An 18,662-nucleotide genomic window follows, 5' to 3' on the forward strand; every position below is an offset into this window, starting at 1 on the left:
TATCATGTCCCCCTTCAATCCCGATCCCCAGAACAGATACCCCTCTCCCCGGAGCGACAGCGGTCAGTCCCGCGATGACGAACGCGTCATCGAGGCCGAGATCATCCACGACGGCTGTGACGACGGCAGGGGCCAGGGGCCTTACGGCCGCTCCTGCCGGGGCGGTTACGGCCAGGAACAGTTCCGCGGCAGCCGCAGCCCCTGGAACGGCGGCCTCCATTTCCAGACCATCTGGACCTCGGGCAGCAGCCGGCAGGCCGGTCTGGCGCCCGGCATCACCCTGGCCCTGATCATCATCGCCGGGATCCAGTTCGGTCTGCTGGCCAGTATCGGCTTCATGGTCTTCCATGCCATCGGCTCTGTCCTCAACTCCATGCGCGAGATGCGCTCCATGCTGGCGGGCAATCCCCCCAACCCGTGGCCCGGCCGCATCCTCAGCTGGACCATCAGCTTTTTGCTGGTAGGCTGGCTCTCCGGTGGCTTCCAGTGATGCCACATGGCATGTCTATCTGTTGCGCTGCGCCGATGACACCCTGTACTGCGGCGTGACCACCGACCTTGACCGGCGTCTGGCCCAGCACAACGGCCGTCTGGCCGGCGGGGCCCGCTATACGCGCCCGCGCAGGCCCGTGGCCCTGCTGCTCTCCCGGGCCTGTACGTCCCGGCAGGAGGCCCTGCGCCTGGAATATCATATCAAACGACTGCCCCGCTCCCGCAAGGAACAGGCCCTGAAAGAGTTTCCCCAATGCTGCCCCTGGATACTGTCCTGACGTTTTTCGTGACTGCCCTCATGCTGGCCCTTGCCCCGGGACCGGACATCATCTTCGTCCTCACCCAGTCCGCCCTTTACGGCATGCGGGCCGGTGTGGCCACCACCCTGGGGCTCATCTCCGGCCTGTGCTTCCATACAACAATAGTAGCCGTGGGCGTGGCGGGCATCTTCATGACCTCGCCGCTGGCCTTCACCCTGCTGACCGTCGTCGGGGCGGCCTACCTGCTCTACCTGGCCTGGCTCTCCTTCCGGGCCGGGGCCAGCATGGCCCATCTGCAGGAAAGCCGGTTCCTGGGCTACTGGGGCCTGTACCGCCGCGGGGTCATCATGAACATCACCAACCCCAAGGTGACGCTCTTCTTCCTGGCCTTCCTGCCGCAGTTCTGCGCGCCGGAACGCGGCAGCGTGGCCCTGCAGGTCATGGAACTGGGCCTGCTCTTCATGCTGGCGGCCTTCCTCGTCTTCACGGCCGTCTCGGCCCTGGGCGGCCGCCTGGCCCACTGGTTCAACAGCTCGCCGCGCGGCCAGATGCTCATGCACCGCGTGGCCGGTCTTGTCTTCGTGGCCCTGGCCGTGATGCTGATCTTTTCCTGCGTGGCCTGAGCCGCGCAAAGGCCTGTGACGCCGCCCCTTCCGGGCTTGACACAGGCTTGAGCGCCGAGTAAGAAGGCCGCATTGAGGTGACCATGCAGAACTATCGTATCCCGCTCAGTGAGATTTCCCCTTCCGGCAAGGACATGACGCTGGACGATCCCGCCATCTGGCAGGGACCGCTGGCCGAGTTCCAGATGGACTGCCGCATCATCGATCCCCTGAAAGCCGAGCTCGGCATCATACCCCTGGAAGGCGGCTATCTGGTGCGCGGGAGCATCACCGGTACCGTGGTGCTGCCCTGCAACCGTTGCGCCGAAGACGTGACCGTGACCGTGGATTCGCATTTCGAAAATTTTGAGGAGACCGCCGCCGAACCCGAAGACGAAGAGGCCGCGACCACCGGTGAAGACCTGCTGGAAAGTCGCGTCGTCGTGGAGAATGGCGTGTCGTATCTCGATCTGGGCGCCATCTGCTGGGAAGAATTCGTCCTGGCCCTGCCGGTCAATCCCCTGTGCCGCCCTGACTGCAAAGGCCTGTGCCCCCAGTGCGGCGCCAACCTCAATGACGGCCCCTGCCAGTGCGCCCCGGAAGAGGGCGACCCGCGCATGGCCGTCCTGCGCGGGCTGAAATTGCGCAAAAACTAGACATCAAATTTTTTTTCTGCTAGGCTCTTGCCTCTTGAGCTTGGCCCATAGGGTCACTCACGCCCAAAAAGCATATCATTTCCGATCTCTCGGAGAAGGAGAACATCATGGCTGTCCAGCAAAACAAAAAGTCCCGTTCCCGCAAGGGCATGCGTCGTTCCCACGACCGCGTGGCCACCCCCACCGTCATCTACTGCTCCTGCGGCGAGCCCACCGTGCCCCATAGCGTGTGCCCCAACTGCGGCGCTTACAAGGGCCGTCAGGTGATCGCCAAGACCGAAGCTGAGTAATGAACGCGCGCCCCATCATAGCCGTTGATGCCATGGGAGGGGACTTTGGCCCCTCCGTGGTTGTTCCTGGTGCCATCGACGCCGCCAGGCTTCATGACTTGCACGTCCTCCTTGTGGGGGATACCCCCAAGGTGGAAGCGGAACTCGCCAAGCTCGACCTTGCCAACGTGCATTTCGACATCGTCCAGGCTGATGATGTGGTGCACATGAATGAAAAGCCTTCGGACATCCTTCGCCGCAAGAAAAACGCTTCTATCCAGGTGGCCTGCCGTCTCGTCAAGGACGGCAAGGCCGATGCCGTGGTCAGCGCCGGTCATTCCGGCGCCACTGTCGCGTGCGGCATGTTCATCATGGGTCGGCTGCCGGGCGTCGAACGCCCGGCGCTGGCTGCCCTGCTGCCCACGGAAAAGAATCCCGTGGTCGTGCTGGACGCCGGCGCCAACGTGGACTGCCGGCCCTATCATCTTTTCCAGTTCGGCCTCATGGGCGACGCCTTCGCGCGTGACCTGCTGGGCTATGCGGCCCCGCGTGTCAGCCTGCTGAGCATCGGCGAAGAGGAAGGCAAGGGCAACAGCCAGGTCAAGGAAGCCTACGAACTGCTCAAACTCGCCCAGAATCTCAACTTCGTGGGCAATGCCGAAGGCCGCGACATCTTTACGGGCGATATCGATGTCGTGGTCTGCGACGGTTTTGTGGGCAACGTGGTGGTCAAGATGAGCGAAGGCCTGGCCTCGGCCCTGGTCCGCATGCTCAAGCGCCTGTTCACCTCCGGTTTCCTGCCCGCCCTGGGCGGCATGCTGGCCAAGGGCGCCTTCAAAAAGTTCGCCACCACCATCGACTACGCCGAATACGGCGGCGCCCCCCTTCTGGGCCTGCAGGGCCTGGCCATCGTCTGCCACGGCCGTTCCAGCGCCCGCGCCATGCAGAACGCCATCAAGATGGCCGGTACCTTCGTACGCAAGGGCACCAACGACCGTCTTGCCGAAACCATCCTGGCCAACGAGGAACTCACCCGCTTCTCACGCGCCATTTAAGCCACGGGTATTTCTATGAAGCCAAACTGCTATCTGCACGCCCTCAGCAGCTACGTTCCCGCCGAGGTCCTGACCAACGATGACCTGAGCAAACTGGTGGAGACCAACGACGAGTGGATCACCACCCGTACCGGCATCAAGCGTCGTCACCGCCTGCCCCAGGAAGAGAATGCCTCCGACCTCGGGACCCATGCCGCCCGCAAGGCTCTGGAAGATGCCGGTCTCGATGCTGCCAAGCTGACCCACATCCTCACGGCCACCTGTACGCCGGACCATCTCAGCCCCTCGCTTTCCTGCATCATCGGCGGCAACATCGGTGCCGGCCCGGCCATGTCCTTCGACTTCGGCTCCGCCTGCTCCGGCTTCCTGTACGGCCTGCATCTGGCGGACGCCCTGCTCTGCCAGGATCCGGCTTCCCAGATCCTTTTCGTCTGCACCGAGGCCCTTACCCGCCGCGTCAACTGGAGCGACCGCAGCACCTGCGTGCTCTTCGGCGACGGCGCCGGCGCCTGCATCCTGAACAGCGATCCCGAGAACGCCCTGGCCCGCGTGCAGGACAGCATCTGCAAGAGCGACGGCAGCCTGCACGACCTCATCATCGTGGGCGGCGGCACCAGCTGCCAGTACAAGCCCGGCGATCCCGTGGGCGACGACTTTTTCATCTCCATGCAGGGCCGTGAAGTCTACAAGCATGCCGTGCGCCAGATGTCCGGCATCTGCCAGGAACTGCTGGAGCGCAACGGCCTCACGGCCGCTGACGTCGATCTTTTCGTGCCCCACCAGGCCAACATGCGCATCATCGAGGCCGTGGGCAGCCGCCTGAAGATCGGTCTGGATCACGTGTTCACCAACGTGGCCGAATACGGCAACACCTCTTCCGCCTCCGTGCCGCTGGCCCTGGTGGAAGCCATGGCCCAGGGCCGCATCAAGGCCGGGGACCGTGTGCTGGTGACCGCCTTCGGCAGCGGCCTGACCTGGGGCGCGGCCCTGCTGCAGTTCTAGGCTGCCGCGGCGTTGAACTCGGCCCTTTTCTGCTATATCATAAAATCCATTGAGGCAGCATCATGAGCAATCTTGATTCCACCACTCCTACCGCGCTGGTTACCGGCGGTTCCCGCGGCATCGGTCGCGCCGTTGCCCTGACCCTGGCCCGTGACGGCTATCAGGTCATCCTCACCTACGTGAGCCGTCCCGAAGAAGCCGACAAGACCGTGGCGGAGATCGAGGCTGCCGGCGGCCGTGCCCTGGCCCTGCCCCTCAACGTGGGCGACGGCGAAGCCGTGGCTGCCTTTTTTGCCGAACATATCAAAGGCAAGGTCAATCTGGCCGTGCTGGTCAACAATGCCGGCATCACCAAGGACGGCTTCCTGGTCCGCATGAAGGACGATGACTTCGACCGCGTCATCACCATCAACCTGCGCGGTGCCTTCATCTGCACCCGCGAAGCCGCCAAGATCATGACCAAGGCCCGTCACGGCCGCATCGTGAACATCTCTTCCGTCGTGGGCCAGATGGGCAACGCCGGACAGGCCAACTACAGCGCCGCCAAGGCCGGCCTGCTGGGTCTGACCAAGTCCTGCGCCAAGGAACTGGCCGCGCGCCAGATCACGGTCAATGCCGTGGCCCCCGGATTTATCGAAACCGACATGACCGCCGCCCTGAGCGACGATGTGCGCGCCTCCTATGAAGCCGCCATCCCGCTGAAACGCATGGGCACCGCCCAGGAGATCGCCGATGCCGTGGCCTTCCTGGCTTCGGACAAGGCTGCCTACATCACCGGCCAGGTGCTGGCCGTCAACGGCGGCATGTACTGCTAAAAACTGCGGCCGCGCATGCTGCCGCTCCCGCTACCGGAAAACACAAAGCGAGTTGGAGGATAACCATGTCTGAAGTTGCAGCCAAAGTGACCAAAATCATCGTGGACCAGCTGGGTGTGAGCGCTGAAGAAGTGAAGCCCGAAGCTTCCTTCGTGGAAGACCTGGGCGCTGACTCCCTGGACCTGACCGAACTGATCATGGCCATGGAAGAAGAATTCGACATCGAAATCGCCGATGACGACGCCCAGAAGATCCTGAAGGTGCAGGACGCCATCAGCTACATCGAAAGCAAGCAGGGCTAAGTTTTTCCCTGTCTGCCGGAAAATTGGAACGCACCGGGCTTGCCCGGTGCGTTTTTCCCCTTCCGGCCTCAACTCGAGTATTTTTTCCAGGCACAAGCCCCGCCTGTCCAAGGAGTATCCATGAGTCGTCCGCGCGTTGTCATCACTGGTCTTTCCGCCATCACCCCTCTGGGCAATGACCTTGAAACTACCTGGAAGCGCCTGCTTGCCGGCGAATCCGGTATCGGCCCCATCACCCTTTTCGATGCCACCGACTATGACTCGCGCGTTGCCGGCGAAGTGAAAGACTTCGTTGCCGAAGATTTCATCCCGGCCAAACAGGCCCGCCGCATGGACCGCTTCACCCAGTTCGCCGTGGTGGCCGCCCAGCAGCTCCTCAAAGACTCCGGCCTGGTCATCAATGACGACAACGCCTACGACGTGGGCGTCATCCTGGGCATCGGCCTGGGTGGCCTGAAGACCATCGAGACCTATCACGCCAAGCTGCTGCAGGGTGGTCCCGGCAAGGTTTCTCCCTTCCTGATCCCCATGCTCATCTCCAACATGGGCCCCGGCCAGATCGCCATTTTCACCGGCGCCAAGGGTCCCAACATCGTGACCACCACCGCCTGTGCTTCCGCCATCCACGGCATCGGCACCGCCTTCAGCGAGATCCTGCTGGGCCGCATCAGCACGGCCATCACCGGCGGTGTGGAAGCCACGGTGACGCCTCTGGGCGTGGCCGGCTTCACGGCCCTGAAGGCCCTTTCCAGCCATTACAATGATGAGCCTGCCAAGGCCTCCCGTCCCTTCGACGGCAACCGCGACGGCTTCGTCATCGGTGAAGGCGCCGGCCTGCTGCAGCTGGAAGAACTGGAACACGCCAAGGCCCGCGGCGCCAAGATCTACGCCGAAGTGGTGGGCTACGGCGCCTCCGACGACGCTTTCCACATGACCGCTCCCGCCGATTCCGGCGAAGGCATGGCCCGCGCCATGCAGAACGCCCTGCGCGACGCCGGTCTGGCCCCCGAGGCCATCGGGCACATCAATGCCCACGCCACCTCCACCCAGCTCAACGACAAGACCGAGACCAAGGGCATCAAACTGGTGTTCGGCGAGCACGCTTCCAAGATCAAGATCTCTGCCACCAAGTCCATGACCGGTCACCTGCTGGGTGCCGCGGGCGGTGTGGAGAGCGTGTTCACCGCCATGGCCCTGCATACCGGCTGGCTGCCCGGCACCATCAATCTGGAAAATCCCGATCCCAACTGCGATCTGGATTACATGGCCGGCGGTTCCGCCCATATCCCCTGTGAATACGCCATGTGCAATTCCTTCGGTTTCGGCGGCACCAATGCCAGCCTGATCCTGAAGAAGTGGAACGACTAGCCCCAAAGGGAGAGCGGTAGAATGGATGAAATCTTGCTTCAGGACCCGGAACTGGCCCAGGCCATCATCCTGGAATCCCAGCGCCAGGTCACCAAACTGGAACTGATCGCTTCGGAAAACTTTGTTTCCCCGGCCGTGCGTGAGGCCCAGGGCAGCGTGATGACCCACAAGTACGCCGAAGGCTATCCGGGCAAGCGCTACTACGGCGGCTGCGAATACGTGGACATCGCCGAGAACCTGGCCATCGAACGCGCCAAGAAGCTCTTTGGCTGCGAATACGCCAACGTGCAGCCCCACTCCGGTTCCCAAGCCAACATGGGCGCCTACTTCTCCTTCCTCAAGCCCGGCGACACCATCCTGGGCATGGATCTGAGCCACGGCGGCCATCTGACCCACGGCAGCCCCGTCAACTTCTCGGGCAAGCTGTTCAACAACGTTTTCTACGGCGTGAACCGCGAGACCGGCTGCATCGACTATGACGAAGTGGCCCGTATCGCCCGTGAGCACAAGCCCGCCGCCATCGTGGCCGGTGCCAGCGCCTATCCCCGCAAGATCGACTTCGCCCGCTTCCGCGCCATCGCCGACGAAGTGGGTGCCGTCCTCATGGTGGACATGGCCCACATCGCGGGCCTGGTGGCTGCCGGTCTGCACGAGAGCCCCATCCCGTACGCCCACATCACCACCACGACCACGCACAAGACCCTGCGCGGTCCCCGCGGCGGCATGATCCTCTCCGACGAGACCCGCGGCAAGAGCCTCAACAGCCAGATCTTCCCCGGCATCCAGGGCGGCCCGCTGATGCACGTCATCGCCGCCAAGGCCGTGGCCTTTGGCGAGGCCCTGCGCCCCGGCTTCAAGACCTACAGCCAGCAGATCGTCAAGAACGCCGCCGTGCTGGCCCAGTGCCTGACCGATGCGGACTTCCGGCTGGTGTCCGGCGGTACGGACAACCACCTCATGCTGGTGGACCTGACCAACAAGGACGTGACCGGCAAGGATGCCGAACATGCCCTCGATGCCGCCGGCATCACGGTCAACAAGAACACCATCCCCTTCGAGACCCGCTCGCCCTTCGTGACCTCCGGCGTGCGTCTGGGCACCGCTGCCCTGACCACCCGCGGCATGAAGGAAGACGAGATGCGCCAGGTGGCGGCCTTCATCGTGGAAGCCATCGAAAAGCGCAACGAGCCTGCCTCCCTGGCCGCCATCCGCAGCCGCGTGGAGGAATTCGCCCGCGCCTATCCCCTGTTCACCTGGTAACCATGCACGACAGGAGGGAGGAGGCCCCGTCCCGTACGGGATGGGGTCCCTCCCTCTTTTTTTCCGCCGCGCCTGCCGGCGGCCCCGACCTGCCGGTCGCTGCTGCTGATGGTGCCTTGCGGAAAGCCCCCCTTTTGGAAAGGCCGCCTCTGGCGGCCTTTTCCGTCCGTGGTCCCTGCCACCGGCGGGCTTGGCTTTTGCCCCGGCTGCGTGTAAGGTAGTCCAACTTTTTATTGCGAGTACTGTCATGCAACGAATGCCCTGGCCCGATTATTTCATGAGCATCACCTATCTGGTGCGCGAGCGCTCCACCTGCCTGCGCCGCAAGGTGGGCGCCATCGCCGTCAAGGACAGGCACATCCTGGCCACCGGTTACAACGGTGCGCCCTCCGGCGTGCGCCATTGTCTGGAGACGGGCTGCCTGCGCGAACAGATGGGCATCCCTTCCGGGCAGCGCCACGAGATCTGCCGCGGCCTGCACGCCGAACAGAACGTCATCATCCAGGCCGCCGTGCACGGCGTGAGCATCGCCGGGGCGGAGCTGTACTGCACCACCTTTCCCTGCGCCATGTGCAGCAAGATGCTCATCAATTGCGGCATCAAACATATCTGGTACAGCGAGCATTATCCCGACGAGCTGGGACTGGCCATGCTCAGCGAGGCCGGTGTGACCTTCGAGCAGATCCCCTTCTCGCCCGACATGCTCAAAGGACCGCAGCATGTCTGAGAACATTTTCGCCCCCTTCATGCGTGAGGCCCTGGCCCTGGCCGAGAACGGCCGCTGGAGCGCCTGTCCCAATCCCACGGTGGGCGCCGTGCTGGTGCGCGACGGTCAGGTGGTGGCGCGCGGCTGGCACCATGCCGCCGGGCAGCCCCACGCCGAGGTGGAATGCCTGCGCGACGCGCAGCGTCAGGGCATCGACCCCGCCCAGTGCACCCTGGTGGTCACGCTGGAGCCCTGCAACCATTACGGCAAGACCCCGCCCTGCAGCGAAGCCGTGCTGGCCGCGGGCATCAAGCGCGTGGTCATCGGCCTGTACGACCCCACCCCCAAGGCGGCCGGCGGTGCCGAACGCCTGCGTGCCGCCGGTGTGGAAGTCATCGGCCCGGTCTGCGAGCGGGAATGCCGCGACCAGGTGGCCGATTTCCTGGCCTGGCAGCAGGGCCGCCCCTATGTGATCCTCAAGATGGCCGCCACCATGGACGGGCGCATCGCCACCCGTACCGGCCACTCCCGCTGGGTCAGCAGCGAAGGTTCGCGCGCTCTGGTGCATCGCCTGCGTGCCGGTATCGGCCGTGCCGGGGGCGCCGTGCTGGTGGGCGGCGGCACCTTCCGGGCCGACAACCCCTGCCTCACGGCCCGCATCCCCGGTGAGACGGTGGAACAGCAGCCGCTGGCCTGTGTGCTGACCTCGCGCCTGCCCAATCCCGCGGGCGACATCCATCTGCTCAAGGAGCGTCCCCATCAGGCGGTCTTCCTCTGCTCGCCTGCGGCGGCGGCCTCCACGGCGGCCCACGCCCTGCGCCAGATGGGCGTGCGCGTGCTGGCCCTTGGCCCCGGGCAGCGCGGCTGCCCGGACTTCCCGGCCATGTTCCACATGCTGTACGAGGACCTGCACTGCCCCTACGTGCTTTGCGAAGGCGGCGGGCATCTGGCCCTTTCCCTGCTGGAAGCGGGCTTTGCCGACGAATTCCTGCTGCATCTGGCGCCGCGCATCCTGGGCGACAACGAGGCCGCGCCCCTGTTCGACGGCCGCAGCCCCCTCACCATGGCCGAGGCCCTGGACCTGCGCGTCTGCCGCACCTCCCTGTGCGACGGCGACGTCCACCTGCAGCTGCGACCGGCCATTCCTCAGGAGTAGACCATGTTTACCGGCATCATCCAGGGACAGGGCGAGATCGTGGGCCTGCGCCGCAGCGGCCAGGAGTGCCGCATGGAAGTGCGTCCCCTCTTCCCTCTGGAAAATATCGTGGACGGGGAGTCCATCGCCCATAACGGCGCCTGCCTGTCCGTGGAACGGCACAGCGGTTCCACCTTCACTGTCTATGCTTCGGGCGAGAGCCTTTCCCGCACCACCCTGGGCGACCTGCGCAAGGGCGACCTGGTCAATCTGGAACGGGCCCTGGCCCTGGGCGACCGCCTGGGCGGGCATCTGGTCAGCGGCCATGTGGACTGCGTGGCCACGGTGCGTTCCGTGGAACAGGCCGGTTCTTCCCTGCGCTGCACGCTGGCCTTCCCGCCGGCCTTCGCGGCGGAAGTCATCGAAAAGGGCTCCGTCACGCTGGACGGCATCAGCCTGACCATCAATGCCTGCGGCAAGGATTTCCTGACCGTCAACGTCATCCCGGACACCCAGAAACGCACCACCATGCTGCACTGGCGCCCGGGCAGCCGCGTGAACATGGAGACGGACCTCATCGGCAAGTACGTGCGCCGCATCATGCAGTGCCAGGCCGACGGGCCCGCCACGCCGCAGAAGAGCAGCGGCATCAACAAGGAATTTTTACTGCAAAACGGTTTTCTTTAGGAGCAGACCATGAGCAATCCCACTACCATCAGCGGCATGCTTGATGCCAAAGGCCTCAAGATCGCCATCCTGGCCACCCGTTTCAACGACTTCATCGTGGACCGCCTGACCGGCGGCGCCCTGGACTACCTGGAACGCCACGGCCTCGATGCCAAGAACATCACCATCGTGCGCATCCCCGGTGCTTTCGAGATGCCCCTGGTCTGCCAGAAGCTGGCCGCCAGCGGCAAGTATGACGGCATCGTGGCCCTGGGCGCCGTGATCCGCGGTGCCACCCCCCACTTCGACTACGTGTGCAACGAAGCCAGCAAGGGCATCGCCCAGGTGATGCTGCAGTACAAGACCCCCATCGGCTTCGGCCTGCTGACCTGCGACAGCATCGAGCAGGCCATCGAACGCGCCGGTTCCAAGGGCGGCAACAAGGGCGTGGAAGCTGCCGCCGCCATGCTGGAAACCATCCGCGTGCTGGAGCAGCTGTAATCCATGAGCAAGGGTAAATCCGCCAGCCGCCGGGGCGAACGCGCCCAGGCTTTTCAGGTTCTGTACGGGCTGTCCTTCGCCGACGCCACCTCGCTGGAAGACGTGCGCCGCGCCTTCCTGCAGTCCCCCGACCATCAGGAGACCGAAGAAGGCGAGCTGCCTTCCGGTTTTGCCTGGGATCTGGTGCAGGGCGTGTGGAGCAGGCGCGATGAGCTGGACAAGACCATTAGCCGCTTCTCGCGCAACTGGCGCGTGGACCGCATGGGTCGCGTGGAGCTGACCCTGCTGCGCCTGGCCATGTACGAACTGCTGTACCGCCAGGACGTCCCCGCCAAGGTCGCCATCAACGAGGCCCTGGAGCTGACCCGCCAGTTCGGCGAAGACAACGCCACCAGTTTTGTCAACGGTATTCTGGACGCCGCCGCCAAGGCTCTGGAAAAGGGTTCCCTCTCCGCCGGAGAGGATTCCACCAACTAAAAGCAGACAAGTGTCATGACGCAAGATCGTTATTCCCCGCAGGACATCGAACAGAAATGGCAGGAGCGCTGGCAGCAGCAGGATGCCTTTGCCTGCGACCATCACAGCGACAAACCCAAGTATTACGTGCTGGAGATGTTCCCCTACCCCTCGGGCAACATCCACATGGGCCATGTGCGCAACTATTCCATCGGTGACGTGGTGGCCCGCTGCAAGCGCATGCAGGGCTTCAACGTGCTGCATCCCATGGGCTGGGACGCCTTCGGCCTGCCCGCGGAAAATGCCGCCATCAAGCACAACACCCATCCGGCCAAGTGGACCTATGCCAACATAGACAACATGCGCGCGCAGCTGCGCCGTCTGGGCTATTCCTATGACTGGTCCCGCGAAGTGGCCACCTGCCGCCCCGAGTACTACCGCTGGGAGCAGAGCTTCTTCCTGCGCCTGCTGGAAAAGGGCCTGGTCTACCGCAAGAAGGCGCCCCAGAACTGGTGCCCCTCCTGCCACACCGTGCTGGCCAACGAACAGGTCATCGACGGCCTGTGCTGGCGCTGCGACAGCCATGTGGAACAGAAGGACCTGACCCAGTGGTTCCTGCGCATCACCGCCTATGGTGACGAACTGCTGCAGGACCTGCAGAAGCTGGAAGGCGGCTGGCCCGACCGCGTGCTCTCCATGCAGCGCAACTGGATCGGCAAGTCCACCGGTGCGGCCGTGCGCTTCGGCCTGCCCGCTCCCCTGGACGGCGTCGACCATCTGGAAGTCTTCACCACCCGTCCCGACACCGTGTTCGGCGTGACCTTCCTGACCCTGGCCCCCGAACATCCGCTGGTGGAAAAGCTCATCGAAGGCTACGAAAAGGCCGACGAAGTGCGCGCCTTCGTGACCCGCATCCGCAACATGGACCGTCTGGAGCGCCAGTCCGACAATCTGGAAAAAGAAGGCATCTTCACCGGCGCCTATGTGATCCATCCCTTCACCGGCCAGCAGGTGCCCGTGTGGCTGGGCAACTTCGTCCTGGCCGACTACGGTACCGGCGCCGTCATGGGCGTGCCCGCCCACGACCAGCGTGACTTCGAATTCGCCCGCAAGTATGGCCTGCCCGTCAAGGTGGTCATCAGCCCCGAAGGCGAGGTCCTCGACCCCGCCACCATGGAAGCCGCCTTCACCACCGAAGGCGTGATGGTCAATTCCGGCGACTTCGACGGCATGCCCAACACCGACGGCAAGAAGGCCGTGGCCGAACGTCTGGAAAAGGAAGGCAAGGGCAAGGCCACCACGCAGTTCCGCCTGCGTGACTGGAACATCTCGCGCCAGCGCTACTGGGGCGCCCCCATCCCGGTCATCTACTGCGACAAGTGCGGCGTGGTGCCCGAGAAGGAAGAGAACCTGCCCGTGCTCCTGCCCCTGGATGCCCATGTGCGTGAAGACGGCCGCTCTCCCCTGCCCGAGACCGACTCCTTCGTGCACTGCACCTGCCCCGTCTGCGGTGGCGAGGCCCGTCGCGAGACCGATACCCTGGACACCTTCGTGGAGTCCTCCTGGTACTTCGCCCGCTACACCGGCGCCCGCAATACCGAGAGCGCCTTCGATATGGACGCCCTCAAGTACTGGCTGCCCGTGGACCAGTACATCGGCGGTGTGGAACACGCCATCCTGCACCTGCTCTACGCCCGCTTCTTCACCAAGGTCCTGCGCGACCTGGGTTTCTACCCCGAAGGCCTGGACGAGCCCTTCACCAACCTGCTCACCCAGGGCATGGTGCTCAAGGACGGCAGCAAGATGTCCAAGTCCAAGGGCAATGTGGTGGACCCCACGGCCATGATCGCCAAGTACGGCGCGGACACCGTGCGTCTGTTCTGCCTCTTCGCCGCGCCGCCGGAGCGTGACTTCGACTGGTCCGACAGCGGCATCGAAGGCTCCTCGCGCTTCCTGCACCGCGTCTGGCGTCTGTTCATGGACGAGGCCGAGCGCCTGTCCGCGGTCAAGGCCTGCGGCGCCGGTGCCGACGACGTGACCACGCCCGAAGCCCGCGACCTGCGCCGCCGCGAACACCTGACGGTCAAGAAGGTCACCGAGGACATGGGCAACCGCTTCCAGTTCAACACCGCCATCTCCGCGGTCATGGAACTGGTCAACGCCATGTACCTGTCCCGTGAAAAGCTGGGCAAGAGCGACGCCGAGAACCGCGTCTTCTCTTCGGCCATGGCCACGGTGCTGACCCTGCTCTCGCCCATCACCCCGCACCTGTGCGAGGAACTGTGGCAGCGCATGGGCCACACCTCTTCCCTGCAGGAAGAAGCCTGGCCCGTGTGCGAGGAAAGCGCCCTGGTGCAGGATACCGTCACCATCGCCCTGCAGGTCAACGGCAAGCTGCGCGGTACCATCGAAGTGCCCGCCGGTGCCGACAAGGCCCGGATGGAAGAAGTGGCCCTGGCCGACGCCGCCGTGCAGCGTCACACCAGCGGCCTGACCATCCGCAAGGTCGTGGTGGTGCCCGGCAAGCTGGTCAACGTGGTGGCCAACTAGCCCGCAGGGAGCCCCGCTCCGCAATACCGAACTGAACCGTTGCGGGGGAAGAAGGCCCGGACATGCCGTCCGCCTTTTTTCCCCGCAACGTCGTTTTCCATCCCGAACCCAGGACGTACCATGCCCAGACCCGGTTTTTCCTTTCTCGTCTGCCCGGACAGCCGCCTTTTGCAGGCCCGTCTGGAAGCCCTTGTGAGCGCCCAGGGCGACAGCGGCCGCTGGGAACGGCACGTCCACTGGGGGGACGAGGAGCCTTCGCCGCGCTTCTGGGAACAGCTCACCCTCCAGGGGCTGTTCGGTACGCCGCGCCTGCTGGTGGTGCGTCAGGCCCATCTCTGGCCCGCCGCGGTCTGGAAAAAGATCTCCGCCGCTCTGGCCCGGCCCTCGGAACAGTGCTGGCCTTTCTTCTGCCTGGAAGTGGCCTGGGAAAAAGGCCAGCCCAAGATCCCGGCCCACATCGCCAAGCTGCGCTGCCTGGGCTTTGCCGACCAGCAGGGCTGGATCTGGCGCAGCGAAGGCCTGAGCGAGCGCAGCATCAAGAAATATGTCCGCGACCGCGCCCAGGCCCTGGGCATCCCCTTCGAGGCCGACGCCTTCGAACAGTTCTGTACCTCCGTGCCCCCCGATGCCCAGGCCGTGGAGAACGAACTGGAAAAGCTCCTGCTCCTGCGCCCGGCGGATGACGGGCAGGCCATGCCCTGGTCCGTCACCACGGACATGCTGGCCACCAGCTCCTGGGCCCCGGAATGCAATATCTTCGCCTGCATCCGCCATATGGAAGCCGGCAACCTGGCCGCTGTCTGGAAAGAGCTGGCCCGGGGCCGCAAGGACGTGGAAGGCCTGCTCTTTCCCCTGCTCTCCCTGCTGGCCCGCGAGTTCCGCCAGCTCTGGCAGGCCTGCGCGGGCGAGAAAGTCCGCTTCCATCCCTCCGAAGCCAACGCCAAGCAACAGCTGGCACGCCGTCTGGGCCCCGCCGCCCTGGCCCGCTGCCTGGGCATGATCATGGACGCCGAGCTGGCCATCAAGAGCGGCCGCTGCACGCCTGAGCAAAGCCTGGACAAGCTGGCCACCGATCTTGTGGCCCTCTTCTCTGCTGCCCGGCGCTAGGGATTTTTGAAAGCACACGGATTTTTTGGGGGAAGCCCCCCTTGTTCCGCTGTCGCCCGCAGCTTTCTCCGTCGCAACGGGCATCGACAGCAGAGATGAGGGGCCCCCTCCCCTCAATGAATCTCTTTTCTGCCCCTTGCGCTTGCCAAAAAGCATCTTACCTTATGACCGCAATGCCTGTATCCTCTGCCTCTCCCCATAGCGGCCACCGCAGCCGCCTGCGTCAGCGACTGGCTCGCGAGCCTCTGGCCGTGGCCGATTATGAGATCCTGGAACTGTTGCTGGGCTACGGGCAGCCGCGCAAGGATACCAAACCGCTGGCCCGGGAACTGCTGCTGCGTTTCCACAATATCCGCGGCGTGCTGGACGCTCCGCCGGAACAGCTGCTGGCCGTGCCGGGTTTCGGCCCCGGCCTGCTCTCCATGTGGCAGGTACTGCGCGAAGTGCTGGCCCGCCATGCGGCCGCGCCCCTGTTGCAGGGGGTGGAAGTGGCAACGCCCCAGGCAGTGGCCGAGATGGCCCGGGCCCGTCTGGCCGGCAGCCAGCAGGAAGAATGCTGGCTGGCCATGGTCAATGCGGGCAACCGCCTCGTGGCCTGGGAACGCCTGCGCCAGGGCAATGTGGAAAGCGTCCCTTTGCTGCCCCGCGATGTACTGGAGCCTGCCCTGCGCTACAAGGCCAGCGGCATCATCCTGGTGCACAACCATCCGGGCGGCCAGACCCGGCCCTCCCAGCCCGACCTCATCTTCACCAATACCGTGCGGGAGCTGGCCGTCAACATGGGGCTGCGTTTTCTGGACCATGTGATCGTCACCGATAATGGCTGCTACAGCATCTGCCAGTGCAGACACCTGTAAGCAGTCCGGGAGTATATATGTCTGATCAGAAAAAGAACGACCATCCGCTGGAGGACATGCTGTCCCAGTTGCAGGATGCCCTGAGCCAGGCGGTGGATGCCGCCGGACAGGACCAGGGGACGAGCGGCGACGAACAGGCGTCGGCCCCCGGCGAACAGCAGATCTCCGACCTGCTGCCGGTGCTGCCCGTTCGGGATGTCGTAGTGTTCAACTACATGATCCTGCCGCTGTTCATCGGTCGCGAAAAATCCGTCAAAGCCGTGGAAGCCGCCCTCAAGAAGGGCCGCCACCTGCTGGTCTGCACCCAGAAGGAAGAATCCACCGAAGATCCCGGCCCCAACGACCTCTACACTGCCGGTACGGTGGTGCAGGTCATGCGCATGCTCAAGATGCCCGACGGCCGCATCAAGATCCTGGTGCAGGGCGCCAGCCGGGCCAAGGTGGAAGGCTACCACCGTGTGGAGCCCTATCTGGAAGCCCGCATCACCGTCCTGCAGGAAGAGACGCCCCCGCGCGACGCCAAGATAGAAGCCCTGCTGCGCTCCGCCCGTGAGCAGAGCGAAAAGGTGCTCCAGCTGCGTGGCGTGGCCTCCCCGGACATCCTGGCCGTGCTCCAAGGCGTGGATGAACCGGGCCGTCTGGCCGACCTCATCGCCGCCAACCTGCGCATGAAGACCGCCGAGGCCCAGCGCATCCTCGAAGCCGTGAACCCCGTGGAGCGCCTGATGCTGGTCAACATCCAGCTCGAACGCGAGGTGGAAGTGGCCACCATGCAGGCCCACATCCAGAGCACGGCCCGCGAAGGCATGGACAAGGCGCAGAAGGAATACTTCCTGCGCGAACAGATCAAGGCCATCCGTCACGAACTGGGCGATGCGGCCTCCGAAGGCGAAGAAGAGCTGGACGAGCTGCGCAAGGCCCTGGACAAGGCCGGTCTGCCCAAGGACGTGCGCAAGGAAGCGGACAAGCAATTGCGCCGCCTGTCCGGCATGCACGCCGATTCTTCCGAGGCCAACGTGGTGCGCACCTATCTCGACTGGCTGGTGGAACTGCCGTGGAAGAAGCTTTCCCGCGACCGTCTGGACATCGCTCATGCCAAGGCCATCCTGGATGAGGACCACTACGGTCTGGACAAGATCAAGGACCGCATCCTGGAATTCCTCAGCGTGCGCAAGCTCAATCCCCAGTCCAAGGGGCCCATCCTCTGCTTCGCCGGCCCTCCAGGCGTGGGCAAGACCTCGCTGGGCCGCTCCATCGCGCGGGCCCTGGGCCGTCATTTCCAGCGCCTGTCCCTGGGCGGCATGCATGACGAGGCCGAGATCCGCGGCCACCGCCGCACCTATATCGGCGCCATGCCCGGCCGCATCATCCAGGCCATCAAGCAGGCCGGTACCCGCAACCCGGTCATCGTGCTGGACGAAGTGGACAAGCTGGGTTCCGATTTCCGGGGCGACCCCTCGTCCGCTCTGCTGGAAGTGCTGGACCCCGAACAGAACCATACCTTCAGCGACCACTACCTGAACGTGCCCTTCGACCTTTCCAAGGTCATGTTCCTGTGTACGGCCAACCATCTGGAGACCATCCCGCCTCCCCTGCGCGACCGTATGGAGGTCATCAGCCTGCCCGGCTACACCATGCAGGAAAAGGTGGAGATCGCCAAACGCCACCTGCTGCCCAAGAAGGTGACGGAGAACGGCCTGCGTGAAGGTGACGTCATCATGGACGATACCGCCCTTACCGCCGTCATCCGCGGCTATACCCGCGAAGCCGGCCTGCGCAACCTGGAACGGGAGCTGGGCTCCATCTGCCGCAAGCTGGCCCGCCAGCGTGCCGAAGGCAAGAAGGGCAGCTTCACCGTGGACAGCGCCATGGTGGAAAAACTGCTGGGCGCGCCGCGCTTCATCGAAGACGAGAAGGACAAGCGCCTCATGCCCGGCATGGCTCTGGGCCTGGCCTGGACCCCGGCCGGCGGCGAGGTGCTGACCATCGAATGCGCCTGCATGAAGGGCAAGGGCAACCTGCAGCTCACGGGCCAGCTGGGCGACGTCATGAAGGAAAGCGCCCGCATCGCCATGAGCTACATCCGCAGCCGGGCCGACAGCCTGGGCATCGACGCGGACTTCAGCGATACGCAGGACATCCACATCCATGTGCCTGCCGGTGCCGTGCCCAAGGACGGCCCCTCCGCCGGTGTCACGCTGACCTCGGCCCTGATCTCGACCCTGAGCGGCCGCATCGTGCGGGCCGATACCTGCATGACCGGCGAGATCACCCTGCAGGGCCGGGTGCTGCCCGTGGGCGGCATCAAGGAAAAGATCCTGGCCGGTGTGGCACGCGGGCTCAAGCATGTCATCATCCCCAGCCAGAACGTCAAGGATCTGGAAGAGGTCCCCAAGGAACTGCTGAAAAAGATCAAGGTCCACCCCGCGCACACTTATGATGATGTGCTGGCCCTGGCCTTCGAACCCGTCAAAAAGACGGCCGCGCGTGCCAGGAAAGCCGCTCCGGCCACGGAAAAGAAATAACGCCGCTGTCGCCCCTGCAAGGCGGTGACGCGGATGGCCCGGGACGACATGGCGTTGCCCCGGGCCTTTTTGCTTTGC

20 protein-coding genes are annotated in these 18,662 nt (G+C 64.5%); all 20 read left to right on the forward strand.

The window, feature by feature from the left end; all coding sequences use genetic code 11:
• Positions 1-4 precede the first annotated feature (4 nt).
• The 20 genes from ACQRCJ_RS00105 (at position 5) to lon (ending at position 18,584) form a co-directional block, all read left to right on the forward strand.
• Positions 5-490: a hypothetical protein gene (locus ACQRCJ_RS00105; RefSeq protein ID WP_168935415.1), complete on the forward strand. Its 486-nt coding sequence runs from the start codon at positions 5-7 to the stop codon at positions 488-490.
• Positions 477-770, forward strand: a complete 294-nt coding sequence (locus ACQRCJ_RS00110; RefSeq protein WP_168935416.1) for a GIY-YIG nuclease family protein — start codon at positions 477-479, stop codon at positions 768-770. Before ACQRCJ_RS00105 ends, ACQRCJ_RS00110 begins: the two co-directional genes overlap by 14 nt.
• Positions 746-1,375 (forward strand): LysE family translocator, encoded by a 630-nt coding sequence (locus ACQRCJ_RS00115; RefSeq protein WP_168935417.1) that lies wholly within the window; start codon positions 746-748, stop codon positions 1,373-1,375. The genes ACQRCJ_RS00110 and ACQRCJ_RS00115 overlap by 25 nt, the downstream gene beginning before the upstream one ends.
• A gap of 83 nt (positions 1,376-1,458) precedes the next feature.
• Positions 1,459-2,010 carry a YceD family protein gene (locus ACQRCJ_RS00120; protein WP_427799149.1) on the forward strand — a complete coding sequence of 184 codons (552 nt, stop codon included), beginning with the start codon at positions 1,459-1,461 and terminating at the stop codon, positions 2,008-2,010.
• A gap of 107 nt (positions 2,011-2,117) precedes the next feature.
• Positions 2,118-2,300, forward strand: coding sequence for a 50S ribosomal protein L32 (gene rpmF, locus ACQRCJ_RS00125; protein ID WP_006003844.1), 183 nt, complete (start codon positions 2,118-2,120; stop codon positions 2,298-2,300).
• Positions 2,300-3,334 carry a phosphate acyltransferase PlsX gene (gene plsX / locus ACQRCJ_RS00130; protein WP_072334025.1) on the forward strand — a complete coding sequence of 345 codons (1,035 nt, stop codon included), beginning with the start codon at positions 2,300-2,302 and terminating at the stop codon, positions 3,332-3,334. The genes rpmF and plsX overlap by 1 nt, the downstream gene beginning before the upstream one ends.
• Before the next feature lie 15 nt (positions 3,335-3,349).
• The gene (locus tag ACQRCJ_RS00135; RefSeq protein ID WP_168935419.1) at positions 3,350-4,336 is read left to right on the forward strand and encodes a beta-ketoacyl-ACP synthase III; all 987 of its coding nucleotides are present in this window, start codon (positions 3,350-3,352) and stop codon (positions 4,334-4,336) included.
• 62 nt (positions 4,337-4,398) lie between these two features.
• Complete coding sequence (fabG, locus tag ACQRCJ_RS00140; protein ID WP_006003839.1) at positions 4,399-5,151, forward strand: 3-oxoacyl-[acyl-carrier-protein] reductase; 753 nt, start codon at positions 4,399-4,401, stop codon at positions 5,149-5,151.
• 65 nt (positions 5,152-5,216) lie between these two features.
• Entirely contained in the window at positions 5,217-5,453 is a 237-nt protein-coding gene (gene acpP / locus ACQRCJ_RS00145; RefSeq protein ID WP_006003837.1) for an acyl carrier protein, read from the forward strand.
• 120 nt (positions 5,454-5,573) lie between these two features.
• Complete coding sequence (gene fabF, locus ACQRCJ_RS00150) at positions 5,574-6,821, forward strand: beta-ketoacyl-ACP synthase II (RefSeq protein ID WP_168935420.1); 1,248 nt, start codon at positions 5,574-5,576, stop codon at positions 6,819-6,821.
• Positions 6,822-6,842: 21 nt separating this feature from the next.
• The gene (gene glyA / locus ACQRCJ_RS00155) at positions 6,843-8,081 is read left to right on the forward strand and encodes a serine hydroxymethyltransferase (protein ID WP_168935421.1); all 1,239 of its coding nucleotides are present in this window, start codon (positions 6,843-6,845) and stop codon (positions 8,079-8,081) included.
• A 247-nt stretch (positions 8,082-8,328) separates the two neighbouring features.
• Positions 8,329-8,808 (forward strand): deoxycytidylate deaminase, encoded by a 480-nt coding sequence (locus ACQRCJ_RS00160; protein ID WP_040368923.1) that lies wholly within the window; start codon positions 8,329-8,331, stop codon positions 8,806-8,808.
• Complete coding sequence (ribD, locus tag ACQRCJ_RS00165; protein WP_204625031.1) at positions 8,801-9,943, forward strand: bifunctional diaminohydroxyphosphoribosylaminopyrimidine deaminase/5-amino-6-(5-phosphoribosylamino)uracil reductase RibD; 1,143 nt, start codon at positions 8,801-8,803, stop codon at positions 9,941-9,943. Before ACQRCJ_RS00160 ends, ribD begins: the two co-directional genes overlap by 8 nt.
• A 3-nt stretch (positions 9,944-9,946) precedes the next feature.
• Positions 9,947-10,609: a riboflavin synthase gene (locus ACQRCJ_RS00170; RefSeq protein WP_168935424.1), complete on the forward strand. Its 663-nt coding sequence runs from the start codon at positions 9,947-9,949 to the stop codon at positions 10,607-10,609.
• Positions 10,610-10,618: 9 nt separating this feature from the next.
• Entirely contained in the window at positions 10,619-11,089 is a 471-nt protein-coding gene (gene ribH / locus ACQRCJ_RS00175) for a 6,7-dimethyl-8-ribityllumazine synthase (protein WP_006003824.1), read from the forward strand.
• Positions 11,090-11,092: 3 nt separating this feature from the next.
• A complete protein-coding gene (nusB, locus tag ACQRCJ_RS00180; protein ID WP_168935425.1) occupies positions 11,093-11,566 on the forward strand; it encodes a transcription antitermination factor NusB in 474 nt (157 codons plus the stop codon).
• Positions 11,567-11,581: 15 nt separating this feature from the next.
• On the forward strand, positions 11,582-14,095 hold the full coding sequence (gene leuS / locus ACQRCJ_RS00185) for a leucine--tRNA ligase (protein WP_427799150.1): 2,514 nt from the start codon (positions 11,582-11,584) through the stop codon (positions 14,093-14,095).
• Positions 14,096-14,215: 120 nt separating this feature from the next.
• Entirely contained in the window at positions 14,216-15,202 is a 987-nt protein-coding gene (gene holA, locus ACQRCJ_RS00190; RefSeq protein WP_303930527.1) for a DNA polymerase III subunit delta, read from the forward strand.
• 164 nt (positions 15,203-15,366) lie between these two features.
• The gene (locus ACQRCJ_RS00195) at positions 15,367-16,059 is read left to right on the forward strand and encodes a JAB domain-containing protein (protein ID WP_168935428.1); all 693 of its coding nucleotides are present in this window, start codon (positions 15,367-15,369) and stop codon (positions 16,057-16,059) included.
• A gap of 56 nt (positions 16,060-16,115) precedes the next feature.
• Positions 16,116-18,584: an endopeptidase La gene (gene lon / locus ACQRCJ_RS00200; RefSeq protein WP_427799169.1), complete on the forward strand. Its 2,469-nt coding sequence runs from the start codon at positions 16,116-16,118 to the stop codon at positions 18,582-18,584.
• The last annotated feature ends 78 nt before the right edge of the window (positions 18,585-18,662 follow it).

It is taken from the genome of Desulfovibrio sp. SGI.102 (assembly GCF_050314315.1).
Lineage (GTDB): Bacteria > Desulfobacterota > Desulfovibrionia > Desulfovibrionales > Desulfovibrionaceae > Desulfovibrio.